This is a genomic window from Flavonifractor sp. (genome assembly GCF_019422385.1).
Classification (GTDB): domain Bacteria; phylum Bacillota; class Clostridia; order Oscillospirales; family Oscillospiraceae; genus Flavonifractor; species Flavonifractor avistercoris.
This window is the reverse complement of record NZ_JAHZDL010000055.1, coordinates 1-17,058: the sequence shown is the minus strand read 5'-3', so window position 1 is coordinate 17,058 and position 17,058 is coordinate 1. Positions and strand designations below refer to the sequence as shown.

Sequence of the window (17,058 nt, the reverse complement as noted above, 5' to 3'; positions counted from 1 at the left end):
TGATGACGATGGCCTTGCCGTCGGCGCGCATGTTGCGCAGCACGGCGAAGAGCTTCTCCGTCTCCTGGGGGGTGAGGACGGCGGTGGGCTCGTCCAGGATCAGGATGTCCGCCCCCCGGTAGAGCACCTTGATGATCTCCACCGTCTGCTTCTCCGACACGGACATGTCGTAGACCTTCTTGTCCGGGTCGATGTCGAAGCCGTATTTCTCGCTGATCTCCTTCACCCGGCGGCCGGCGGAGCGGATGTCAAATCTCCCCTTCCCCTCCAGGCCCAGGACGATGTTCTCCGCCGCGGTGAACACGTCCACCAGCTTGAAGTGCTGGTGGATCATGCCGATGCCCAGGGCGTAGGCGTCCTTGGGGGAGCGGATGGTGACCTCCTTCCCCTCCACGAAGATGTGCCCCTCGTCGGGGAAGTAGATGCCGGAGATCATGTTCATCAGGGTGGTCTTGCCGCTGCCGTTCTCCCCCAGCAGGGAGAGGATCTGCCCCCGCTTCACGTCCAGATCGATGTGGTCATTGGCAACCACGCTGCCGAAGCGCTTGGTGATCCCCTTGAGCTGGATTGCACTGGTACCTTCCAAGCCCAGCCTCCTTTCCCGGCCCCGGGGGGCCGAAGTTCTCTCGTCTCTCTTACAACTGCATGATAACAAATTTTTGGAAGTGTGTAAACCAAAAATCCCAAAAGCATGCGGGGGCCGGCCAGAAGGCCGGCCCCCATGGGCGTCTGTTCCGATTACTCCTCGGTGATGCCGTCGATGATGTAGCAGAACTGGGGCGCGGACAGGCCGCCCTCCTGGCTCAGATCGGACTCGGCAAAGTACTCGCCCTCGCCGATGCTCCACACCTCGCCGTCGGGATCCTGGGCGGGATGGCCGGACAGGGGGCCGGCGAACACGTGCAGGCCGTCGGCCAGCTCGGCCTCGGCGGCCTCCAGGGCCTCGGCGGTGCCGGGGGCGGCGATGGCCTCGTTCAGGGTGGTGAGCTTGACGGAGCCGTCAGCGTAGCCGGCAGTCCAGTCCTGGGCGAACTCCTCGCCGTTGGCCACGGCGGAGATGGCGTAGACAAAGTAGGGGGCCCAGTCCACGCGGCAGGAGATGATGCTGGACTCGGGGGCCACGCCGGTCATGTCGTTGTTGTAGCCGCAGTGGAACACGCCGGCATCCTGGGCGGCGGTGGCGGGGGTGGTGTTGTCGGAGTGCTGGGAGATGAGCACGCAGCCCTCGTCGGCCAGGGCGGCGGCGGCGGCAGCCTCCTCAGAGGCGTTGGACCAGCTGTTCACGTACTTGACCTTCATGGTCACGCTGGGGCACACGCTCTTGGCGCCCAGGTAGAAGGCGGTGTAGCCGGAGACCACCTCGGCGAAGGGGAAGGCGGCCACGTAGCCGATGACGGCCTCGTCGGCGGTGATGGTGCCCTCGTCGATGAGCTGCTGCAGCTTCATGCCGCCGGCCACGCCGGCCAGGTAGCGGCCCTCGTAGATGTTGGCGAAGGCGTTGTGGGTGTTGGCCAGATCGTCCACAGCGGAGGCCTGGTTGGTGCAGGAGATGAACTCAATCTCCGGATAGTCGGGGGCCACCTTGAGCATGTAGGACTCAAAGCCGTAGGAGTTGTTGATGATGATCTGGCAGCCGGCGTCGGCCAGCTCGATGTTGGCGTCCTCGCAGCCGGAGTCCTCCAGGATCTGGGTCTTGTAGACCCACTCCACGTTGATGCCCTGCTCGGCCAGCTGAGCGGTGGCCTCCTCCACGCCGCGCATGAAGTTGTAGGTGTAGCCCTGGTCGTTCTCGTCGCCGATGCACACCATGCCAACCTTGATGGTCTTGGCCTCATCGCCGGCGGGGGTGGTCTCCCCGGCGGGGGTCTCGGCAGCGGGGGTCTCCCCGGCAGGGGTCTCGGCGGGCTCGTTGCCGCCGCCGCAGGCGGCCAGGCCGAACACCATGGCGCCCGCCAGGAGCATTGCAAGCAGTCTCTTCTTCATAAACAGGTTCCTCCTTATCACATTCAGACAGTATCGGATCCTCTATTCCAAACGGCTGCCCGCGCGGGGGACGACTCTCCCCGCCCGTGGTGGACGCCAAATCATCCGCTCATCACGGAGGATGCCCTCCGCCTGCGGCAGCCGGTCTTGCTTATGTCAGTCAGTATCTCGTGCGGGAAACCATTGCCGGGCCCGTAGGGGCGGATATCATCCGCCCGAAGCCTTCCCCCCAGCGGGGGGAAGGTGGATGGCCGAAGGCCAGACGGATGAGGGGTTCCCTCGTTCCCACGCCTGGGTGCCCCTCGCGGGGCGGGCCTGCCCGGCCGGGGCCCCCATTTCTTCCCGAAGAAATGGGGGGAAAGAAGGGTCAGGGGCTTCGCCCCCTGGACCCCCAAAACGGGGGCTCATGGCGGCGGTGGGCTGTACAGGCAGGGCAAAGACCGGGTCGGCATTGCCGCCCGCTCTATCGGCACTTACGCTACAGGCGCTGCCGCGCCTCGGGCGGCACGCATCGGGATTACCCTGCAAGCCTTGAAAACTGCTGCGCTGTACCAACTTGGCCCGCCGGGCCGCCGTCGGTGCTGTGCCTCTGAAATATCAAGGAAGTCGTGGCAACTGTCCGTGGGGCGCGACGACCCGGCGCGCCCTCGGGGGTTCCCCGGCAGACAGGCGACCACAGGTCGCCCCTACATCGTCGGCCCAAGCTGCGGATCATTCGCTTCCGCGTAAACGCGAAAGCTCATTCCCTCCGCTGGGCCTCCTTCTCCCCACGCCGACCACTTCGTTGGGTCGCCGCGGGGGCCCCATTGGGTTCACCGAGTCGTCGCGCCCCACGAGGCCAGCGGTTTCGGGGACAAACGGGCGGATGATATCCGCCCCTACGGGCACGACGGTTACGGCACCCGGCCGGGCAGGCCACTCAGCAGAACTCCACGCCGTCCTCCACGCTCATGGACTTGATGCGGGCCAGGGACGTCCCAAAGCGGCCCGCCGCTTTGGGAACCCAACTTCCTTTTCGCGCTGGGGCAACTGAATTGCCCCAGGGCCAAAACGCTCGTACGGCGCGGGCGCCGCCCCGCTTCGCGGGGCCCCGTGGAGTCCCTGGCCAATCAGCCGGGCACAATGGGACGCCTTAGCAGAACTCCACGCCGTCCTCCACACTCATGGACTTGATGCGGGCCAGGGACTCCACCCGCACGCCCATGCCGCGGATGAGATCGCCGCCGGGCTGGAAGGCCTTCTCCACGGCGATGCCGGCCCCCACCAGGGTGGCGCCGGCGTCCCGCACCAGGTTGATCAGGCCCTGCAGGGCGCTGCCGTTGGCCAGGAAGTCGTCGATGAGGAGCACCCGGTCCTCGGGGAGCAGGAACTCCTTGGACACGATGATGTCGTACACCTTGCCGTGGGTAAAGGACTCCACCTTGGAGGTGTACACGTCCCCGGCGATGTTCTTGGTCTTGTTCTTCTTGGCGAAAATCACCGGACAATCAAAAAACTGCGCAGTTACGCACGCGATCCCGATCCCCGATGCTTCGATGGTCAAAATCTTGGTAACTCCGCAGTCTCCGAACAGGCGCAGGAACTCTTTCCCCATCTCCTGAAACAGCTTCACATCCATCTGATGGTTCAGGAAGCTGTCCACCTTCAGCACGCCGCCCTCCCGGATCTTGCCATGGGTGCGGATGCGCTCCTCCAGCAGCTTCATATAGTCCTCTCCTTACTCCACAGAAAAAGATAGTTTTATTGTATCGAATTTTGGAAGTCCCTGCAACTGACTATATTCTATCAAAAATCCCCGGGCCCGTCACGTGTTTTTAGAAAAATTATACGGAAGAAATGCCCAAACTCCGGCCCTCGCTTTTGTGCATCCTGTTTTTTGGTTGTACTCCGTGTCGGTTTTTGGTACAATGCTGGTGGTTCCATATTACTGAGCAAAGGAGATCCTGCATATGATTACCGTGACGCGCCGGCTCTGCGCGGCGGCCCTGGCCGCCGTGCTGCTGCTTGCCGCCGCCCCCCTCTCCCCCGCTGCCGACGCCGCCTTTGCCGACGCCGAGGGCAGCTGGGCCGCGGACGTGATCCAGAAGGTGGAGGAATACGGACTGATGGAGGGCTACCCCGACGGCACCTTCGGCGTGGGCAGGGAGCTCACCCGGGTGGAGTTCGTCACCGTGCTGTGCCGGATGTTCTCCTGGGACACGGTGACGCCGGAGAACCCCTCCTTCTCCGACTGCTCCGCCTCCCACTGGGCCTACTCCTATGTGGAGACCGCCCTGGCCCACGGCGTCATGGACGCCGGCGGCGCCTTCCGGCCGGAGGACTACATCAGCCGGGAGGAGATGGCCGTCATGCTGGTGCGGGCCCTGGGGTACAACGAGCTGGCCGGCCAGCTCACCGACCTGTCCCTCCCCTTTGACGACGTGACGGAGAACCAGGGGTACATCGCCATCGCCTACGACATCGGCATGATCACCGGCGTGGAGGGGGCGGGCGGCCAGCTCAAGTTCCTCCCCCACGACTCCGCCACCCGGGAGGAGGCCGCCGCCATGCTGGTGCGGGTGTATGAGCGGTACACCAGCCGCGTGGACTGGCTCCACGGGTTCTACGCCTTCTCCTCCTACTCCCAGATCGACCTGACTGCCTCCATGGACGCCGTCAGCGTGGGCTGGGCCCGGATGGAGCTGGATCCGGCCAGCGGGCCGTGGCTCAACTCCACCAGCTCCAACAACAACGACTGGGTGATGCCCGCCGACCCCACCCCCGCCACCAGCTATTGGGAGGGCCGGAGCATCCCCTGCAACCTCAATGTATACGCCTCCGACGGGGATTCCATCACCCTCTCCGACGGCAGCACGGTCTCCACCGTGGACGGGGTGGTGGGCGATCCGGCCCGGCGGGCCCAGGCGGTGTCCGCCCTGGTGTCCGCCGCGGCGGACTACGCGGGGATTACCATCGACTTTGAGGCCCTGAAGGGCGCGGACACCCGCGCCAGCTTCGTCACCTTCCTCACCGAGCTGCGCGCCGCCCTGCCCGCGGACAAGAGCCTCTATGTGTGCGTCCAGCCCGACACCTGGTACGACGGCTGGGACTACCGGGGCATCGGGGAGGTTGCCGACAAGGTGATCCTCATGGCCCACGACTACCAGTGGCCCTCGGTGCCCGAGTCCTATGTGGGCACCACCAACACCTACTCCCCCGTCACCCCCTTCAACAGCGTGTACGAGGCCCTGCGGGATCTCACCGATCCGGACACCGGCGTGGCCGACCGGAGCAAGCTGGCCCTGGCCATCTCCTTCGGCACCGCCGGGTTCCGCGTGGACGAGAACGGCGTGCTGCTGGAGACCACCATCTACCACCCGGCCATGTCCACCCTGGCCGCCCGGCTGAACCAGAGCGACACCGTGGTGACCTACGACACCGCCTCCCGCAACCCTTATGCCCTCTACACCACCGAGGACGGCAGCCGCTACAAGATCTGGTACGAGAACGAGCAGAGCGTGACGGACAAGATCCAGCTGGCCCGGATGTTCGGCATCACCGGCGTGTCCCTGTGGCGCGTCGGCAACATCCCCGACACCGCCGGCTACGACGTGTGGAGCGCCGTCCTGTCCCAGCGCTGAATGATGAGACACAGGGAGGGAATCCGATGAATCGAAAACAGGTAATCCGGGAGTTCCTGCTGATGAACCTGGGCACCCTGCTGGTGAGTGTGGGGGTGTACTTTTTCAAGTTCCCCAACAACTTCTCCATGGGGGGCGTGTCCGGCATGGCCATCCTGCTGGGGGAGCTGATTCCCGCCCTCTCCCCCTCCACCTACAACACCATCATCAACGTGCTTTTTCTGATCCTCGGCTTTCTCATGCTGGACAAGAGCTTCGGCTTCCGGACGGTGTATGCCTCCATCGTCTCCGCCGCCCTGATTCAGGTCTTCGGGTGGGTGTGCCCGCTGGACGGCCCCCTCACCGACGAGCTGATGCTGGAGCTCTTCTTCGCCGTCATCCTCCCCGCTCTGGGGGCCGCCATTCTGTTCAATATCGACGCCTCCTCCGGCGGCACCGACATCATGGCCATGATCCTGAAAAAGTACACCGGCATGGACGTGGGGCGGGCCCTGCTGGTGTCCGACGTGGTGATCGCCGCGGCCGCCCTGTTTGTGTTCGACATCCGTGCCGGCCTGTGCTCCCTGCTGGGCCTGGCCCTCAAGTCGGTGCTGGTGGACAGCGCCATCGAGTCCCTCAACCGCCGCAAAGCCTTCTTCGTCATCACCTCCGACCCCGTCCACGTGTGCGACTACGTGACCCACACCCTGGTTCGTGGAGCCACTGTGTGGCAGGCCAAGGGGGCCTATACCGACCAGACCCACTACGTGGTGCTCACGGTGCTCTCCCGGGGACAGGCGGTGGCCATGCGCCGCCACCTGCGGCAGGTGGATCCCCACGCCTTCCTCATCGTGGCCAACTCCAGCGAGATCTTCGGCAAGGGTTTTCTCCGGGCCTGACAGACCGACTGTACCGCCCCGCCGGGCAGAGATCCGGCGGGGCGGTGTTTTGGTTCCAGGTGTCCAAAATCTGGAAAATATTTCCCAACCGACCCTCTTCGAGCTCCTTTGCGGAAAAATATGGTAATCTATGGTTATCAAGATTCTGCCACAAAGGAGGAATTCCGATGCCGCTGCTGCGTCGAAAAGGTCTGTTTGAGAGCAACAAGGTGGTCTTTCTGCCGATCGCCGCCATTTCCCCCAATCCGGGCCAGCCCCGGCGCCACTTTTCCCGGGCGGGGCTGGAGGAGCTGGCCGCCTCCATCGGGGAGCACGGGGTGCTCCAGCCCCTGTCGGTGAGGCGGGTGCCGGGGGGCTATGAGCTCATCTCCGGGGAGCGGCGGCTGCGTGCCTCCCGCATGGCGGGGCTGGAGGAGGTGCCCTGCATCCTGGTCAGCGTGGACGGGCAGGAGTCCTCCCTGCTGGCCCTGGTGGAGAACCTCCAGCGGCGGGATCTGGACTTCGTGGAGGAGGCCCTGGCCCTGTCCCGGCTGATCCAGACCTACCACCTGTCCCAGGAGGAGGCCGCCAAAAAGCTGGGCAAGTCCCAGTCCGCCGTGGCCAACAAGCTGCGGCTGCTCAAGCTGCCGCCGGAGGTGCTGGCCCTGCTGCGGGAGAAGGGCTTCACCGAGCGCCACGCCCGGGCCCTGCTGCGGCTGGAGACGGCGGAGCAGCAGGCCGCCGCCGCCAGGGCGGTGGTGGAGGGCGGCCTGACGGTGGCCAGGACGGAGGAGTATGTGGAGCGCCTCCTCCACCCCGCGCCGCCGGCCCGGCGGAAGCCCACCATCGTGCTCAAGGATGTGCGGCTCTTCCTCAACACGGTGAGCCGGGGCCTGTCCCTGATGAAGCAGGCCGGTGTAAAGGCAAACTGCCTGCGCCAGGAAACTGCCGACACCATCCAGCTCACCATTACCATCCCCAAGTAGGGGCGCACCTGTGCGTGCGCCCGCCTGTCTGGTGCGCCTCCCTGTTGGGCCCGTGTTTCACGTGAAACATGGGCCCGCATTTTTTAGGATTTTATGAATTTTCCGCTGTTTCACGTGAAACAGCGGAAAATCAGTTGAATTGCGCCATCTGCCGCTATATAATAGAACCTGACCCTTTGCAGTGAAGCAAAAAAGGCAGGTGTGCTATGGCTAAGACCATCGCGATTGTGAATCAAAAGGGCGGGGTGGGAAAGACTACCACCTGTGTCAATCTGGCCGCCGCCCTGAAAAATCTGGGCTGCCGGGTGCTGGTGTGCGACTTCGATCCTCAGGCCAACACCACCTCCGGCTTCGGCGTGGACAAGACCGTCTCCCCCAACATCTACGACGTGCTGCTCAACGGCTCGGAGACCCCCAAGGCCGTCCAGTCCACCCCCTACGGGGATGTGATCCCCTCCAACAAGGCCCTGGCCGGGGCCACGGTGGAGATGATCGCCCTGGAGCACCGGGAGTACCGGCTGAAAGACGCCCTGGACACGGTGTCGGACAACTACGACTACGTGTTCATCGACTGCCCCCCCTCCCTGGAGCTGCTCACCCTCAACGCCCTGTGCGCCGCGGACACAGTGCTGGTGCCCGTGCAGTGTGAGTACTACGCCCTGGAGGGCCTCAGTGATCTGCTCTCCACCATCCGCATCGTCAAGCGCTCCCTCAACCCCAGGATCGCCCTGGAGGGTGTGGTGCTCACCATGTACGACGGCCGCACCAACCTGTCCATGCAGGTGGCGGAGGAGGTCAAGCGCCACTTCCCCGGCCAGGTGTACGCCACGGTGATCCCCCGCAACGTGCGGCTCTCCGAGGCACCCAGCTACGGCAAGCCGGTGAGCGCCTACGACAGTCTCTCCCGGGGCGCGGAGGCCTACGACGCCCTGGCCCACGAGCTGCTGGAGCACAACCAATTCGCGGTGACCCGCGTGGAAAGGAAGGAATGAAGCAATGGCAATGGAACGGGGCCTGGGCCGCGGCCTGGGCGCACTGCTGGGGGACGCCGCCCTCCAGTCCCAGGAGGGGGGCTCCCTCTCCCTCCCCATCTCCCAGGTGGAGCCGGGGCTGAAGCAGCCCCGCAAGCGGTTTGACGAGGAGTCCCTCCAGGATCTGGCCGACTCCATCCGCATCCACGGGGTGATTCAGCCCCTGACGGTGCGGCGGCTGGCCTCCGGCTACTACCAGATCATCGCCGGAGAGCGCCGGTGGCGGGCGGCCAAGCTGGCCGGCCTCACCGAGGTGCCCGCCGTCATCATCGAGGCCGACGACCGGAAAGTGATGGAGCTGGGCCTGATCGAGAACCTCCAGCGGGAGGACTTGAACCCCATTGAAGAGGCCAACGGCTACAAGGTGCTGCTGGACGAGTACGGCCTCACCCAGGAGGAGGTGGCCCAGCGGGTGGGCAAATCCCGCCCGGCGGTGGCCAACGCCCTGCGGCTGCTGGCTCTGCCCGACCCGGTGCATCTCTTATTGGAGGAGGGCAAGCTGTCCGCCGGCCACGCCCGGGCCATCCTGGCGGTGCCCTCCGGGGAGCTGCAGAAGAAGCTGGCCCAGAAGGTGGTGGCGGAGGAGCTGTCCGTCCGCCAGACCGAGGCCCTGGCCAAGCGCCTGGCTGCCGGGGAAAAGGAGCCCCCCGCCCCCAAGTCTGCCGCCGGACCGGATCTCTCCCTCTATATTAAGGAGGCGGAGAAGTCCCTGGCCAGCCGGTTTGGGCGCAAGGTCCACATCGTCAACGGCCGGAAGAAGGGCAAAATCGAGCTGGAGTACTACAACCCGGAGGATCTGAACGCCCTGCTGGAGCTGCTGGAGCAGCTGCCCGGGAAAGGGGGTTCCTCCCTGTGAGCCAGGAGACCGAGAAGCAGGAGCGGGGCCGCCTCCAGCACGCCGCGGAGCACGAGCGGCCCAACAAGCGCAATTCCGTGCTGTTCTATCTGGTGATCCTCTTTGCCGCCGCCTTTGTGCTGCTGCTCATGTCCTTCCTCATGCAGCAGCGGGCCAACCAGGCCGCCCTGGACGATCTCCAGCAGACCTCCGACTCCACCGTCCAGTCCCTGGAGAACATGCTCCAGGAGAATGAGAGCCTCAAGGAGCAGAACGCGGAGCTCCAGGCCCAGGTGGACGCCCTGGAGGAGCAGGTGAACAGCGCCCAGACCGACACCGGCGAGACGGACGCCCTCCAGAGGCAGCTGGACGCCCTCACCTACCTGAACCAGATCCGCGCCCTGTACAACGAGGGGCGCTATGCCGACGCCCGGGACGTGGCCGCCGCCGCCGAGTCCGCTCTGGCCGGGAATGGTGGCATGGAGAGCGTGCTGGGGGAGATCTCCGCCGCCCTCACCGACCAGGAGCGGGAGAACTACGACCCCCTGGAGGCCTACCACTCCCTCACCGAGTGGCTGAATTAACTCCCACAACTCCGGGGCCCCCACCGAAGCCCAGCGGCTTGCCGCGGGTTCGGTGGGGAAAAGGAGGTGCAGCGGAAGGAACGAGCTTTCGCGCTGGCGCGGAAGCGAGCGATCTGGAGCTTGCACCGACGCTGTTTCACGTGAAACATCGTCGGGGCAAAGTCCGTTCCGTTCCGTCCGGCACAGGCGCCGGACATCCACTCCACTCCCTTGCCCCTCCTCCTCCCCACGCGACCCGCGGCAAGGCCGCTGGGCTCGCGCGGGGGCCCCATTTTGAAATTTCTCAAACACGTAGGGGCCGCCGCCCTCGGCGGCCCGCCTGACCTCGCTTTCCAAACACCATATCAACAATGAGGAGAATCAACCATGCTGGACATCAAATTCATCCGGGAGAACCCCGATGCCGTCAAGGAGAACATCAAGAAGAAGTTCCAGGAGGAGAAGCTGCCCCTGGTAGACCAGGTGATCGCCCTGGACGCGGAGAACCGCAAGACCATCCAGGAGGCCCAGGAGCTGCGCACCGCCCGCAACGCCAAGAGCAAGCAGGTGGGCATGCTGATGGGCCAGGCCAAGAAGGATCCCTCCAAGCTGGCCGAGGCCGAGGCCCTGAAGGCCGAGGTGAAGGCGGACGCCGACCGGCTGGCCTGGCTGGAGGGCCGGGAGGACGAGCTGGCCAAGGAAATCCACAAGATCATGCTGGTGATCCCCCAGATGATCGACCCCTCGGTGCCCCTGGGCCCCGACGACAGCTGCAACGTGGAGGTGCAGCGCTTCGGTGAGCCGGTGGTGCCCGACTTCCCCGTCCCCTACCACACCGACATCATGGAGTCCTTCGACGGCATCGATCTGGACGCCGCCGGCCGGGTGTCCGGCTCCGGCTTCTACTACCTGCTGGGCGACATCGCCCGCCTCCACGAGGCGGTGTTGGCCTGCGGCCGGGACTTCATGATCGACAAGGGCTTCACCTACGTCATCCCCCCCTTCATGATCCACGGCAACGTGGTGGAGGGCGTCATGAGCCAGACCGACATGGATGGCATGATGTACAAGATCGAGGGGGAGGATCTCTACCTCATCGGCACCTCCGAGCACTCCATGATCGGCCGCTTCATCGACCAGATCATCCCCGAGGAAAAGCTGCCCCAGACCCTGACCTCCTACTCCCCCTGCTTCCGCAAGGAGAAGGGCGCCCACGGCATCGAGGAGCGGGGCGTCTACCGCATCCACCAGTTTGAGAAGCAGGAGATGATCGTGGTCTGCAAGCCCGAGGACTCCATGAAGTGGTACGAGCAGATGTGGCAGTACTCCGTGGAGCTCTTCCGCGCCTTCGACATCCCCGTGCGGCAGCTGGAGTGCTGCTCCGGCGATCTGGCCGATCTCAAGGTCAAGTCCTGCGACATCGAGGCCTGGTCTCCCCGCCAGCAGAAGTACTTCGAGGTGTGCTCCTGCTCCAACCTGGGCGACGCCCAGGCCCGCCGCCTGAAAATCCGCGTCAAGGGCGCCGACGGCAAGACCTACCTGCCCCACACCCTCAACAACACCTGCGTGGCGCCCCCCCGCATGCTCATCGCCCTGCTGGAGAACAACCTCCAGGCCGACGGCAGCGTGAAAATCCCCAAGATCCTCCAACCCTACATGGGCGGCAAGGAAGTCCTGGTGCCCAAAAAGTAAGGGCGCCAGACAGGACGGCCCTCTGCGGATCGCGGCGGCACGGCACGCCTTTACAATACCCGGCCGTCCGGGCAGAAAGGACATCTCAATCTATGAAATCTATGCTTTCCGCGCTGCTCCTCGCCTGCGCCCTCCTCCCTGCCGCGCTGCTGGGCGGCTGCGCCGCCCAGCCGGAGGAGACCCCCCCGGCGGAGGAAACCCTGACCCAGGAGCAGATTGACGCCATCTCCGATAAATACGGCCTGGAGAGCCCGGCCCAGCAGACGGAGGCGCTCACCGGCGCGGACTGGGGCGTCAGCATCAAGGAGTCCCCCGCCGCCCAGCCGTAACCAGAATCCCATAAGGAGCAGTTTATGTCCGCAAAAGAGAAAACCACCGGCTTCTTTGCCGAGTTCCGCAAGTTCATCGCCCGGGGCAGCGTGATGGATCTGGCGGTGGGCGTCATCATCGGCGGCGCCTTCTCCGCCATCACCAACTCCCTGGTCAACGACATCCTCAACCCCATCCTGGGCATTTTCGCCGGCAGCAATGAGGCCCTGGCCGCCATGGCCGTGCAGCTGCCCGGCGGCGGCGCGCTCATGATCGGGAATTTCATCAACGCCGTCCTCAACTTCTTCATCATGGCCTTCGTGGTGTTCTGCATCGTGAAGGTGCTCAACCGCCTCCACAGGAAGGAGGAGGCGCCCCCTCCCCCGCCCCCCGGCCCCTCGGCGGAGGAGATCCTGCTCACCGAAATCCGCGATCTGTTGAAGGAGCAAAAGCATGTCTGATCAACCCAACCAAAACAACGAGAGCCAGGAGCAGCAGCCCTCCTACACCCCCGCCTCCCCGCTGAAGCGCACCCTGGCGTGGGTGGGGCTGGTGTATATGCTGGCCTTTGTGGGGCTCAACCTCTACCCCTTTTTCAGCGGCGGGCAGTACCTGCGGGGCATCTATCCCCTGCTGGCCTGCCCCGCCGCCGCCGGGCTGGCGGTGATTGCCCTGCTGCGGCTGCGGCAGAAGGACTGCCTGCCCTCCCAGAGGGCGGTGATGGGCCTGGTGGCCGCCGGCTGCGCGGTGGTGTTTGTCGTGGGCCTGGTGCAGGGGATTCCGCCCCTGCTGGCCGGACTGGGGGTGTGAGCCGTGGAGGAGCGCATTGCCAGGGGCCTGGCCGCCCTGGGGCTCACCCCGCCGCCCGACGCCGCTCCGAAGCTGGCGGAGTACGGCCGCCTGCTGCTGGAGCAGAACCAGGTCATGAACCTGACCGCCATCACCGAACCCGACCAGGTGGTGGATCTCCACTTCCTGGACTGTGCCGCCCTGCTCACCCTGGGGGTGGACTTCCGGGACAAATCCCTCATCGACGTGGGCACCGGGGCAGGCTTCCCCGGCCTGCCCCTGAAAATCCTGGAGCCCTCCCTACGCCTCACCCTGCTGGACAGCCTGGGCAAGCGCGTCCGGTGGCTGGAGAGCGTCTGTGAAGCACTTTCCCTTGACAACATCGCCTGTCTCCACGCCCGGGCGGAGGAACAGGCCCTGGCGGAGGGCTTCCGCGACGGCTTTGACCTGGTGACCTCCCGGGCGGTGGCCGCCCTCCCCCTCCTGTGCGAGCTGTGCCTGCCCTACGTGAAGGTGGGCGGCCTCTTCCTTGCCATGAAGAGCGTGGACAGCGGCGAGGAGCTGAACCAGGCCGGCCGGGCCATCGCCAAGCTGGGGGGCCGCCTGCTGCCCCCGGTGGACTACGAGATCCCCGGCTGCGGCGTGCGCCACCGGGTGGTGCGGGTGGAGAAGCTCTCCCCCACCCCCAAGGGCTACCCCCGGCGCTGGGCAAAAATCCAGAAAGCCCCCCTTTAACGCGGAATTTTCTTACCAATTTGCACAAATAGCCATTGATTCCCAACCCGAAGTATGATAAGGTATTGACGGGAGTGAGCCTATGTCCACTGCAATCGTAATCACATCGGGAAAGGGCGGCACCGGAAAAACCTCCCTCACCGGCGGCGTGGCCTCCTGCCTGGCCGCCCTGGGGCACCGGGTGCTGTGCATCGACATGGACATCGGCCTGCGCAACCTGGATCTCACCCTGGGGCTCAGTGACCGGGCGCTGATGGACTTCACCGACGTGCTGTCGGGCCGCTGCACCCTGGAGCGGGCCGCCGTCCCCCACCCGGAAATCCAGGGCCTGTTCCTGCTCACCGCGCCGGTGAACCTGCCCGGCACGCCCCTGGACGAGGCCGCCATGAAGGCGCTCCTCCGCCAGGCCAGGGAGCAGTACGACTACATCCTCATGGACTCCCCCGCCGGACTGGGGGAGGGCTTCCGCCTGGCCTGCTGCGGGGCTGACCGGGCCGTGGTGGTGTCCACCACCGACGCCTCCGCCCTGCGGGACGCCCAGCGCACCGTGGCCGTCCTCCGGGGGCGCATCCCGCGCATCCATCTTGTGGTCAACCGGGTGCAGCCCAAGCTGCTGCGCCGGCTCCACACCACCATTGACGACGCCATGGACACCGCCGGCCTGCCCCTGCTGGGCATCGTGCCGGAGGATCCCCAGGTCCTGCTGTGCGCCAACCAGGGCACGCCCCTGATCCTCCGGGCCAGCCGGGGGGCCGCCATCGCCTATCTGAACATCGCCAGGCGCCTGCTGGGGCAGCGCGTCCCCCTCATGAAGCTCCACTAAGCGAATCTGTAAATTGGAAAGAAGGTTTCCCATGATGAATATTGCCCTGATGAGTCACGACCGGAAGAAGGAGCTCATGGTACAGTTCTGCATCGCCTACTGTGGCGTGCTGTCCAAGCACACCATCTGCGCCACCAACACCACCGGCCGCCTGGTGAGCGAGGCCACCGGCCTGCCCGTGCAGCTCTTCCTCTCCCATGAGCACGGCGGCAGCCAGCAGATCGGCGCCCGCATCGCCTACAACGAGATCGACATGGTGCTCTTCTTCAACGACCCCCAGTCCGGCGATCTGGACGCGGATTTGAAGTATATCACCAACCTGTGCGACCAGTACAACGTGCCCTACGCCACCAACCTGGCTACCGCCGAGGTGCTCATCCACGGCCTGGAGCGGGGGGATCTGGACTGGCGCGATATCATCAATCCCAAGACCAAGCCCTTTACCGCGTAACACCCACCCCTACCGACCAGGCAAGACGGGCAGGCCGCCAGGGCTGTCCGCCTTTTTGCTGGAAAGGAGCCCGTCATGAAACGGAGCCAGATCCTCGCCGCCGCCGGGGCCGCTGCCGCCCTCATTCTGCTGGTGCTCACCCTCCGGCAGGTCTCCGCCCTCCGGGAGGAGGTGGACGGCCTCCGGGATCGCCTGCTTCAAATGGAGCAGAGCCTCACCGATCAGATTAACGGCATTGACAACGACGTCCGCCGGGAGCTGGAGACCCAGGGAAGCCTGTTCTCCGCTTCTGACACCACCCTGGACTACCGGGACGGGGCCCTGGTGCTCACCGCGTCTGTACTGCCCAAGGAGGTGGGGGCGGACGAGACCCTCACCCTCTCCGCGGGCGGGGTGAGCGCCCCCATGGCCGCCGGGGCGGACGGAGTCTATACCGCAGAACTCACCCTCCCCCTGGCGGCGGAGCTCACCCCAGCGGTGGCCTTCACCTCCCCCGCCGGCACCCGGCAGGAGGCGCTGGACTATCTGTGGACAGGAGACGTGCTCACCACCGCCGGCGGGCTGGAGCTCACCGATCCGAATCCGGTGGTCACCCTCCAACAAAACAGTGGCAGCTCCGGCGATGTGGACTTCTCCCCCGCCTGGGAGGAATAAGGATTGACTTTTTTCCCGGTTTGGGATACTATAGTCAGGCAAAACCGCCCTGACGGGGCAAGTACCGCGACATCCACCGCCACAGAGAGGACGCCATCGGCTGAAAGCGTCCGCGGCAGGGGCGCGGGAGACGGCCCTACCAGCGGGCCCGGAGACGGGCGCGGTTCCCTTCCCGCAACAGAAGGACAGAGGGAGCGGAGTTCCGCTCTGAACATGGGTGGCACCACGAAAGCAGGGCGCTTTCGTCCCGTGACTGGGGACGAGAGCGCCTTTTTGCGTCCGGAGAGCTGGCCGGGGGACGGGCTTGCGCGGCGGCTGGCCTGACCTGACGCGGGTACGCCCACCGCCAGACCTGTAGGGGCGGATATCATCCGCCCGTCCTCTGTCCGCAGGGCCGCCATACATGGCGGCCGCCCAGTGGAGGCCCGGCCTCCGGCGGGCGCCTACGCGGCGGGCGCCCCGCTTTTGATGTCAAAAGCGGGGGGAAAACCAGCAGGGAGGGGGATTTCGATTCCACGGGTTAAGGTGGCTACGCCTGGATTTCTTTTGGGCTAAAACGTGCCACCGGCACGTTTCTTAACGCCCAAACTCCCCTGCACCCTCCCCTTGAAACGACCAAGAAGGGGGAATTGCGATTCCCCCTTCTTGGAACTTCCCCCGAGCTGTCCTACAGGTAACATTCCGGCGGCAAAGGCTTACTTCGTAACGCCTCCGCCGCTCGGAGCGGGCGCGCAATGCGCACCCCTACAGATTGCTACTGTGACCACCCAGGTATTTCAGTGGCATGGTACCGACGGCGGCCCGGCGGGCCAGGCCGGCACAGCGAAACCACTCCCAGGGCTTGCAGGGTAACCCCGATGCGTGCCGCCCGAGGCGCGGCAGCGCCTGTGACAAAACTACCAGGAAAACTTGCGGCGATGCTCGGCCGGTCTTTGCGGGCCAAAGACAGCGCACCGCCGCCATGAGCCCCGGTACTGGGGGGTCCAGGGCGGGCGAAGCCCCCCGGCCCTTCTTTCTCCCCATTTCTTCGGGAAGAAATGGGGGCGCCCGCCGCGTAGGCGCGTCCCTCGGGGGGAGCCCCCGGTAATCGAGCGGCGCGCCGAGTCGTCGCGCCCCACGAAGAAGGAGATCCCCAATGTCCAGCGGGCGACCACAGGTCGCCCCTACGGACGGTTAAGTCATATCCCGGCAGATCACGGGCGGATGATATCCGCCCCTACAGACCCGGAAATTGACAGACCAGCACCGGTCGGGCCAATCCCCCGGTCGACCATCTGTTTTCAATGATTCATCATCAATTCTATAAGAGGAGCACGATTATGGCACACATCAAACCCAGAACCCTGTCCGGCTTTATGGAGCTGCTAGCCCCTGCGGGTCGTTGACCCGCAGGGGACCCCGGATTTCACTCAAATAGGCCGAAGTGAATTCGGCCTATTTCAAGGTTTTTGCTGCGCAAAAACGCTTGACGCCGCTTCCGCGGCGGGGCGGGCAGCAATCAAATATGAAAAGAAGGAGCATCCCTATGGCACACATCAAACCCAGAACCCTGTCCGGCTTCATGGAATTACTGCCCGCGCGGCAGGTACAGTTCGACCGGATGGTGGAGATCCTGCGCAAGAGCTACTCCCTGTACGGCTTCACCCCCCTGGACACCCCGGCCATTGAGGCGGCCGAGGTGCTGCTGGCCAAGGGCGGCGGCGAGACGGAGAAGCAGATCTACCGCTTCA

At 65.1% G+C, this 17,058-nt stretch carries 17 protein-coding genes and 1 pseudogene; 15 read left to right on the top strand and 3 right to left on the bottom strand.

Annotation, left to right across the window (positions count from 1 at the left end; genetic code table 11):
• The 3 genes from QZ378_RS08440 to QZ378_RS08430 all read right to left on the bottom strand — a co-directional run.
• Positions 1-586 (bottom strand): ATP-binding cassette domain-containing protein (locus QZ378_RS08440; RefSeq protein WP_291257947.1); only part of this gene is annotated, 586 nt, incomplete at its 3' end.
• A gap of 152 nt (positions 587-738) precedes the next feature.
• Positions 739-1,983 carry a BMP family ABC transporter substrate-binding protein gene (locus tag QZ378_RS08435; RefSeq protein ID WP_291257946.1) on the bottom strand — a complete coding sequence of 415 codons (1,245 nt, stop codon included), beginning with the start codon at positions 1,981-1,983 and terminating at the stop codon, positions 739-741.
• A gap of 1,132 nt (positions 1,984-3,115) precedes the next feature.
• Positions 3,116-3,688, bottom strand: coding sequence for a xanthine phosphoribosyltransferase (locus QZ378_RS08430; RefSeq protein ID WP_291257945.1), 573 nt, complete (start codon positions 3,686-3,688; stop codon positions 3,116-3,118).
• Positions 3,689-3,932: 244 nt separating this feature from the next.
• Here QZ378_RS08430 and QZ378_RS08425 point away from each other — a divergent pair, with 244 nt between their 5' ends.
• From QZ378_RS08425 to QZ378_RS08355, 15 genes and pseudogenes are all read left to right on the top strand, one after another.
• Positions 3,933-5,603 (top strand): S-layer homology domain-containing protein, encoded by a 1,671-nt coding sequence (locus QZ378_RS08425; RefSeq protein WP_291257944.1) that lies wholly within the window; start codon positions 3,933-3,935, stop codon positions 5,601-5,603.
• 26 nt (positions 5,604-5,629) lie between these two features.
• The gene (locus QZ378_RS08420) at positions 5,630-6,481 is read left to right on the top strand and encodes a YitT family protein (protein WP_291257943.1); all 852 of its coding nucleotides are present in this window, start codon (positions 5,630-5,632) and stop codon (positions 6,479-6,481) included.
• A 167-nt stretch (positions 6,482-6,648) separates the two neighbouring features.
• Positions 6,649-7,446, top strand: coding sequence for a ParB/RepB/Spo0J family partition protein (locus QZ378_RS08415; RefSeq protein WP_291257942.1), 798 nt, complete (start codon positions 6,649-6,651; stop codon positions 7,444-7,446).
• A gap of 206 nt (positions 7,447-7,652) precedes the next feature.
• On the top strand, positions 7,653-8,438 hold the full coding sequence (locus QZ378_RS08410; RefSeq protein ID WP_087242257.1) for a ParA family protein: 786 nt from the start codon (positions 7,653-7,655) through the stop codon (positions 8,436-8,438).
• A 4-nt stretch (positions 8,439-8,442) separates the two neighbouring features.
• The gene (locus QZ378_RS08405) at positions 8,443-9,333 is read left to right on the top strand and encodes a ParB/RepB/Spo0J family partition protein (RefSeq protein ID WP_291257941.1); all 891 of its coding nucleotides are present in this window, start codon (positions 8,443-8,445) and stop codon (positions 9,331-9,333) included.
• Positions 9,330-9,896, top strand: a complete 567-nt coding sequence (locus QZ378_RS08400) for a hypothetical protein (RefSeq protein WP_291257940.1) — start codon at positions 9,330-9,332, stop codon at positions 9,894-9,896. Before QZ378_RS08405 ends, QZ378_RS08400 begins: the two co-directional genes overlap by 4 nt.
• A 366-nt stretch (positions 9,897-10,262) precedes the next feature.
• Positions 10,263-11,567: a serine--tRNA ligase gene (gene serS / locus QZ378_RS08395; RefSeq protein ID WP_291257939.1), complete on the top strand. Its 1,305-nt coding sequence runs from the start codon at positions 10,263-10,265 to the stop codon at positions 11,565-11,567.
• A gap of 92 nt (positions 11,568-11,659) precedes the next feature.
• Positions 11,660-11,896, top strand: coding sequence for a hypothetical protein (locus tag QZ378_RS08390; RefSeq protein WP_191529070.1), 237 nt, complete (start codon positions 11,660-11,662; stop codon positions 11,894-11,896).
• 24 nt (positions 11,897-11,920) lie between these two features.
• The gene (gene mscL / locus QZ378_RS08385) at positions 11,921-12,337 is read left to right on the top strand and encodes a large conductance mechanosensitive channel protein MscL (protein WP_087242267.1); all 417 of its coding nucleotides are present in this window, start codon (positions 11,921-11,923) and stop codon (positions 12,335-12,337) included.
• Positions 12,330-12,686, top strand: coding sequence for a hypothetical protein (locus QZ378_RS08380; RefSeq protein WP_291257938.1), 357 nt, complete (start codon positions 12,330-12,332; stop codon positions 12,684-12,686). The genes mscL and QZ378_RS08380 overlap by 8 nt, the downstream gene beginning before the upstream one ends.
• A 3-nt stretch (positions 12,687-12,689) precedes the next feature.
• Positions 12,690-13,400 (top strand): 16S rRNA (guanine(527)-N(7))-methyltransferase RsmG, encoded by a 711-nt coding sequence (gene rsmG / locus QZ378_RS08375; protein WP_291257937.1) that lies wholly within the window; start codon positions 12,690-12,692, stop codon positions 13,398-13,400.
• A gap of 82 nt (positions 13,401-13,482) precedes the next feature.
• Positions 13,483-14,223 (top strand): septum site-determining protein MinD, encoded by a 741-nt coding sequence (minD, locus tag QZ378_RS08370; protein ID WP_087242272.1) that lies wholly within the window; start codon positions 13,483-13,485, stop codon positions 14,221-14,223.
• A 34-nt stretch (positions 14,224-14,257) separates the two neighbouring features.
• Positions 14,258-14,674: a methylglyoxal synthase gene (locus QZ378_RS08365; RefSeq protein ID WP_291257948.1), complete on the top strand. Its 417-nt coding sequence runs from the start codon at positions 14,258-14,260 to the stop codon at positions 14,672-14,674.
• Positions 14,675-14,749: 75 nt separating this feature from the next.
• Positions 14,750-15,328 carry a hypothetical protein gene (locus QZ378_RS08360; protein ID WP_291257936.1) on the top strand — a complete coding sequence of 193 codons (579 nt, stop codon included), beginning with the start codon at positions 14,750-14,752 and terminating at the stop codon, positions 15,326-15,328.
• A 1,525-nt stretch (positions 15,329-16,853) separates the two neighbouring features.
• A pseudogene (locus QZ378_RS08355) lies at positions 16,854-17,058 on the top strand (histidine--tRNA ligase); the annotation flags it as partial.

What these genes read in the sequence shown, in the direction of transcription:
- QZ378_RS08430 (WP_291257945.1), bottom strand. Translation starts at nt 3,688, where the DNA reads ATGAAGCTGCTGGAGGAGCGCATCCGCACCCATGGCAAGATCCGGGAG.
- QZ378_RS08405 (WP_291257941.1), top strand. Translation starts at nt 8,443, where the DNA reads ATGGCAATGGAACGGGGCCTGGGCCGCGGCCTGGGCGCACTGCTGGGG.
- QZ378_RS08380 (WP_291257938.1), top strand. Translation starts at nt 12,330, where the DNA reads ATGTCTGATCAACCCAACCAAAACAACGAGAGCCAGGAGCAGCAGCCC.
- serS (WP_291257939.1), top strand. Translation starts at nt 10,263, where the DNA reads ATGCTGGACATCAAATTCATCCGGGAGAACCCCGATGCCGTCAAGGAG.
- QZ378_RS08410 (WP_087242257.1), top strand. Translation starts at nt 7,653, where the DNA reads ATGGCTAAGACCATCGCGATTGTGAATCAAAAGGGCGGGGTGGGAAAG.
- QZ378_RS08415 (WP_291257942.1), top strand. Translation starts at nt 6,649, where the DNA reads ATGCCGCTGCTGCGTCGAAAAGGTCTGTTTGAGAGCAACAAGGTGGTC.
- minD (WP_087242272.1), top strand. Translation starts at nt 13,483, where the DNA reads ATGTCCACTGCAATCGTAATCACATCGGGAAAGGGCGGCACCGGAAAA.
- QZ378_RS08390 (WP_191529070.1), top strand. Translation starts at nt 11,660, where the DNA reads ATGAAATCTATGCTTTCCGCGCTGCTCCTCGCCTGCGCCCTCCTCCCT.
- QZ378_RS08435 (WP_291257946.1), bottom strand. Translation starts at nt 1,983, where the DNA reads ATGAAGAAGAGACTGCTTGCAATGCTCCTGGCGGGCGCCATGGTGTTC.
- QZ378_RS08360 (WP_291257936.1), top strand. Translation starts at nt 14,750, where the DNA reads ATGAAACGGAGCCAGATCCTCGCCGCCGCCGGGGCCGCTGCCGCCCTC.
- mscL (WP_087242267.1), top strand. Translation starts at nt 11,921, where the DNA reads ATGTCCGCAAAAGAGAAAACCACCGGCTTCTTTGCCGAGTTCCGCAAG.
- QZ378_RS08365 (WP_291257948.1), top strand. Translation starts at nt 14,258, where the DNA reads ATGAATATTGCCCTGATGAGTCACGACCGGAAGAAGGAGCTCATGGTA.
- QZ378_RS08420 (WP_291257943.1), top strand. Translation starts at nt 5,630, where the DNA reads ATGAATCGAAAACAGGTAATCCGGGAGTTCCTGCTGATGAACCTGGGC.
- QZ378_RS08425 (WP_291257944.1), top strand. Translation starts at nt 3,933, where the DNA reads ATGATTACCGTGACGCGCCGGCTCTGCGCGGCGGCCCTGGCCGCCGTG.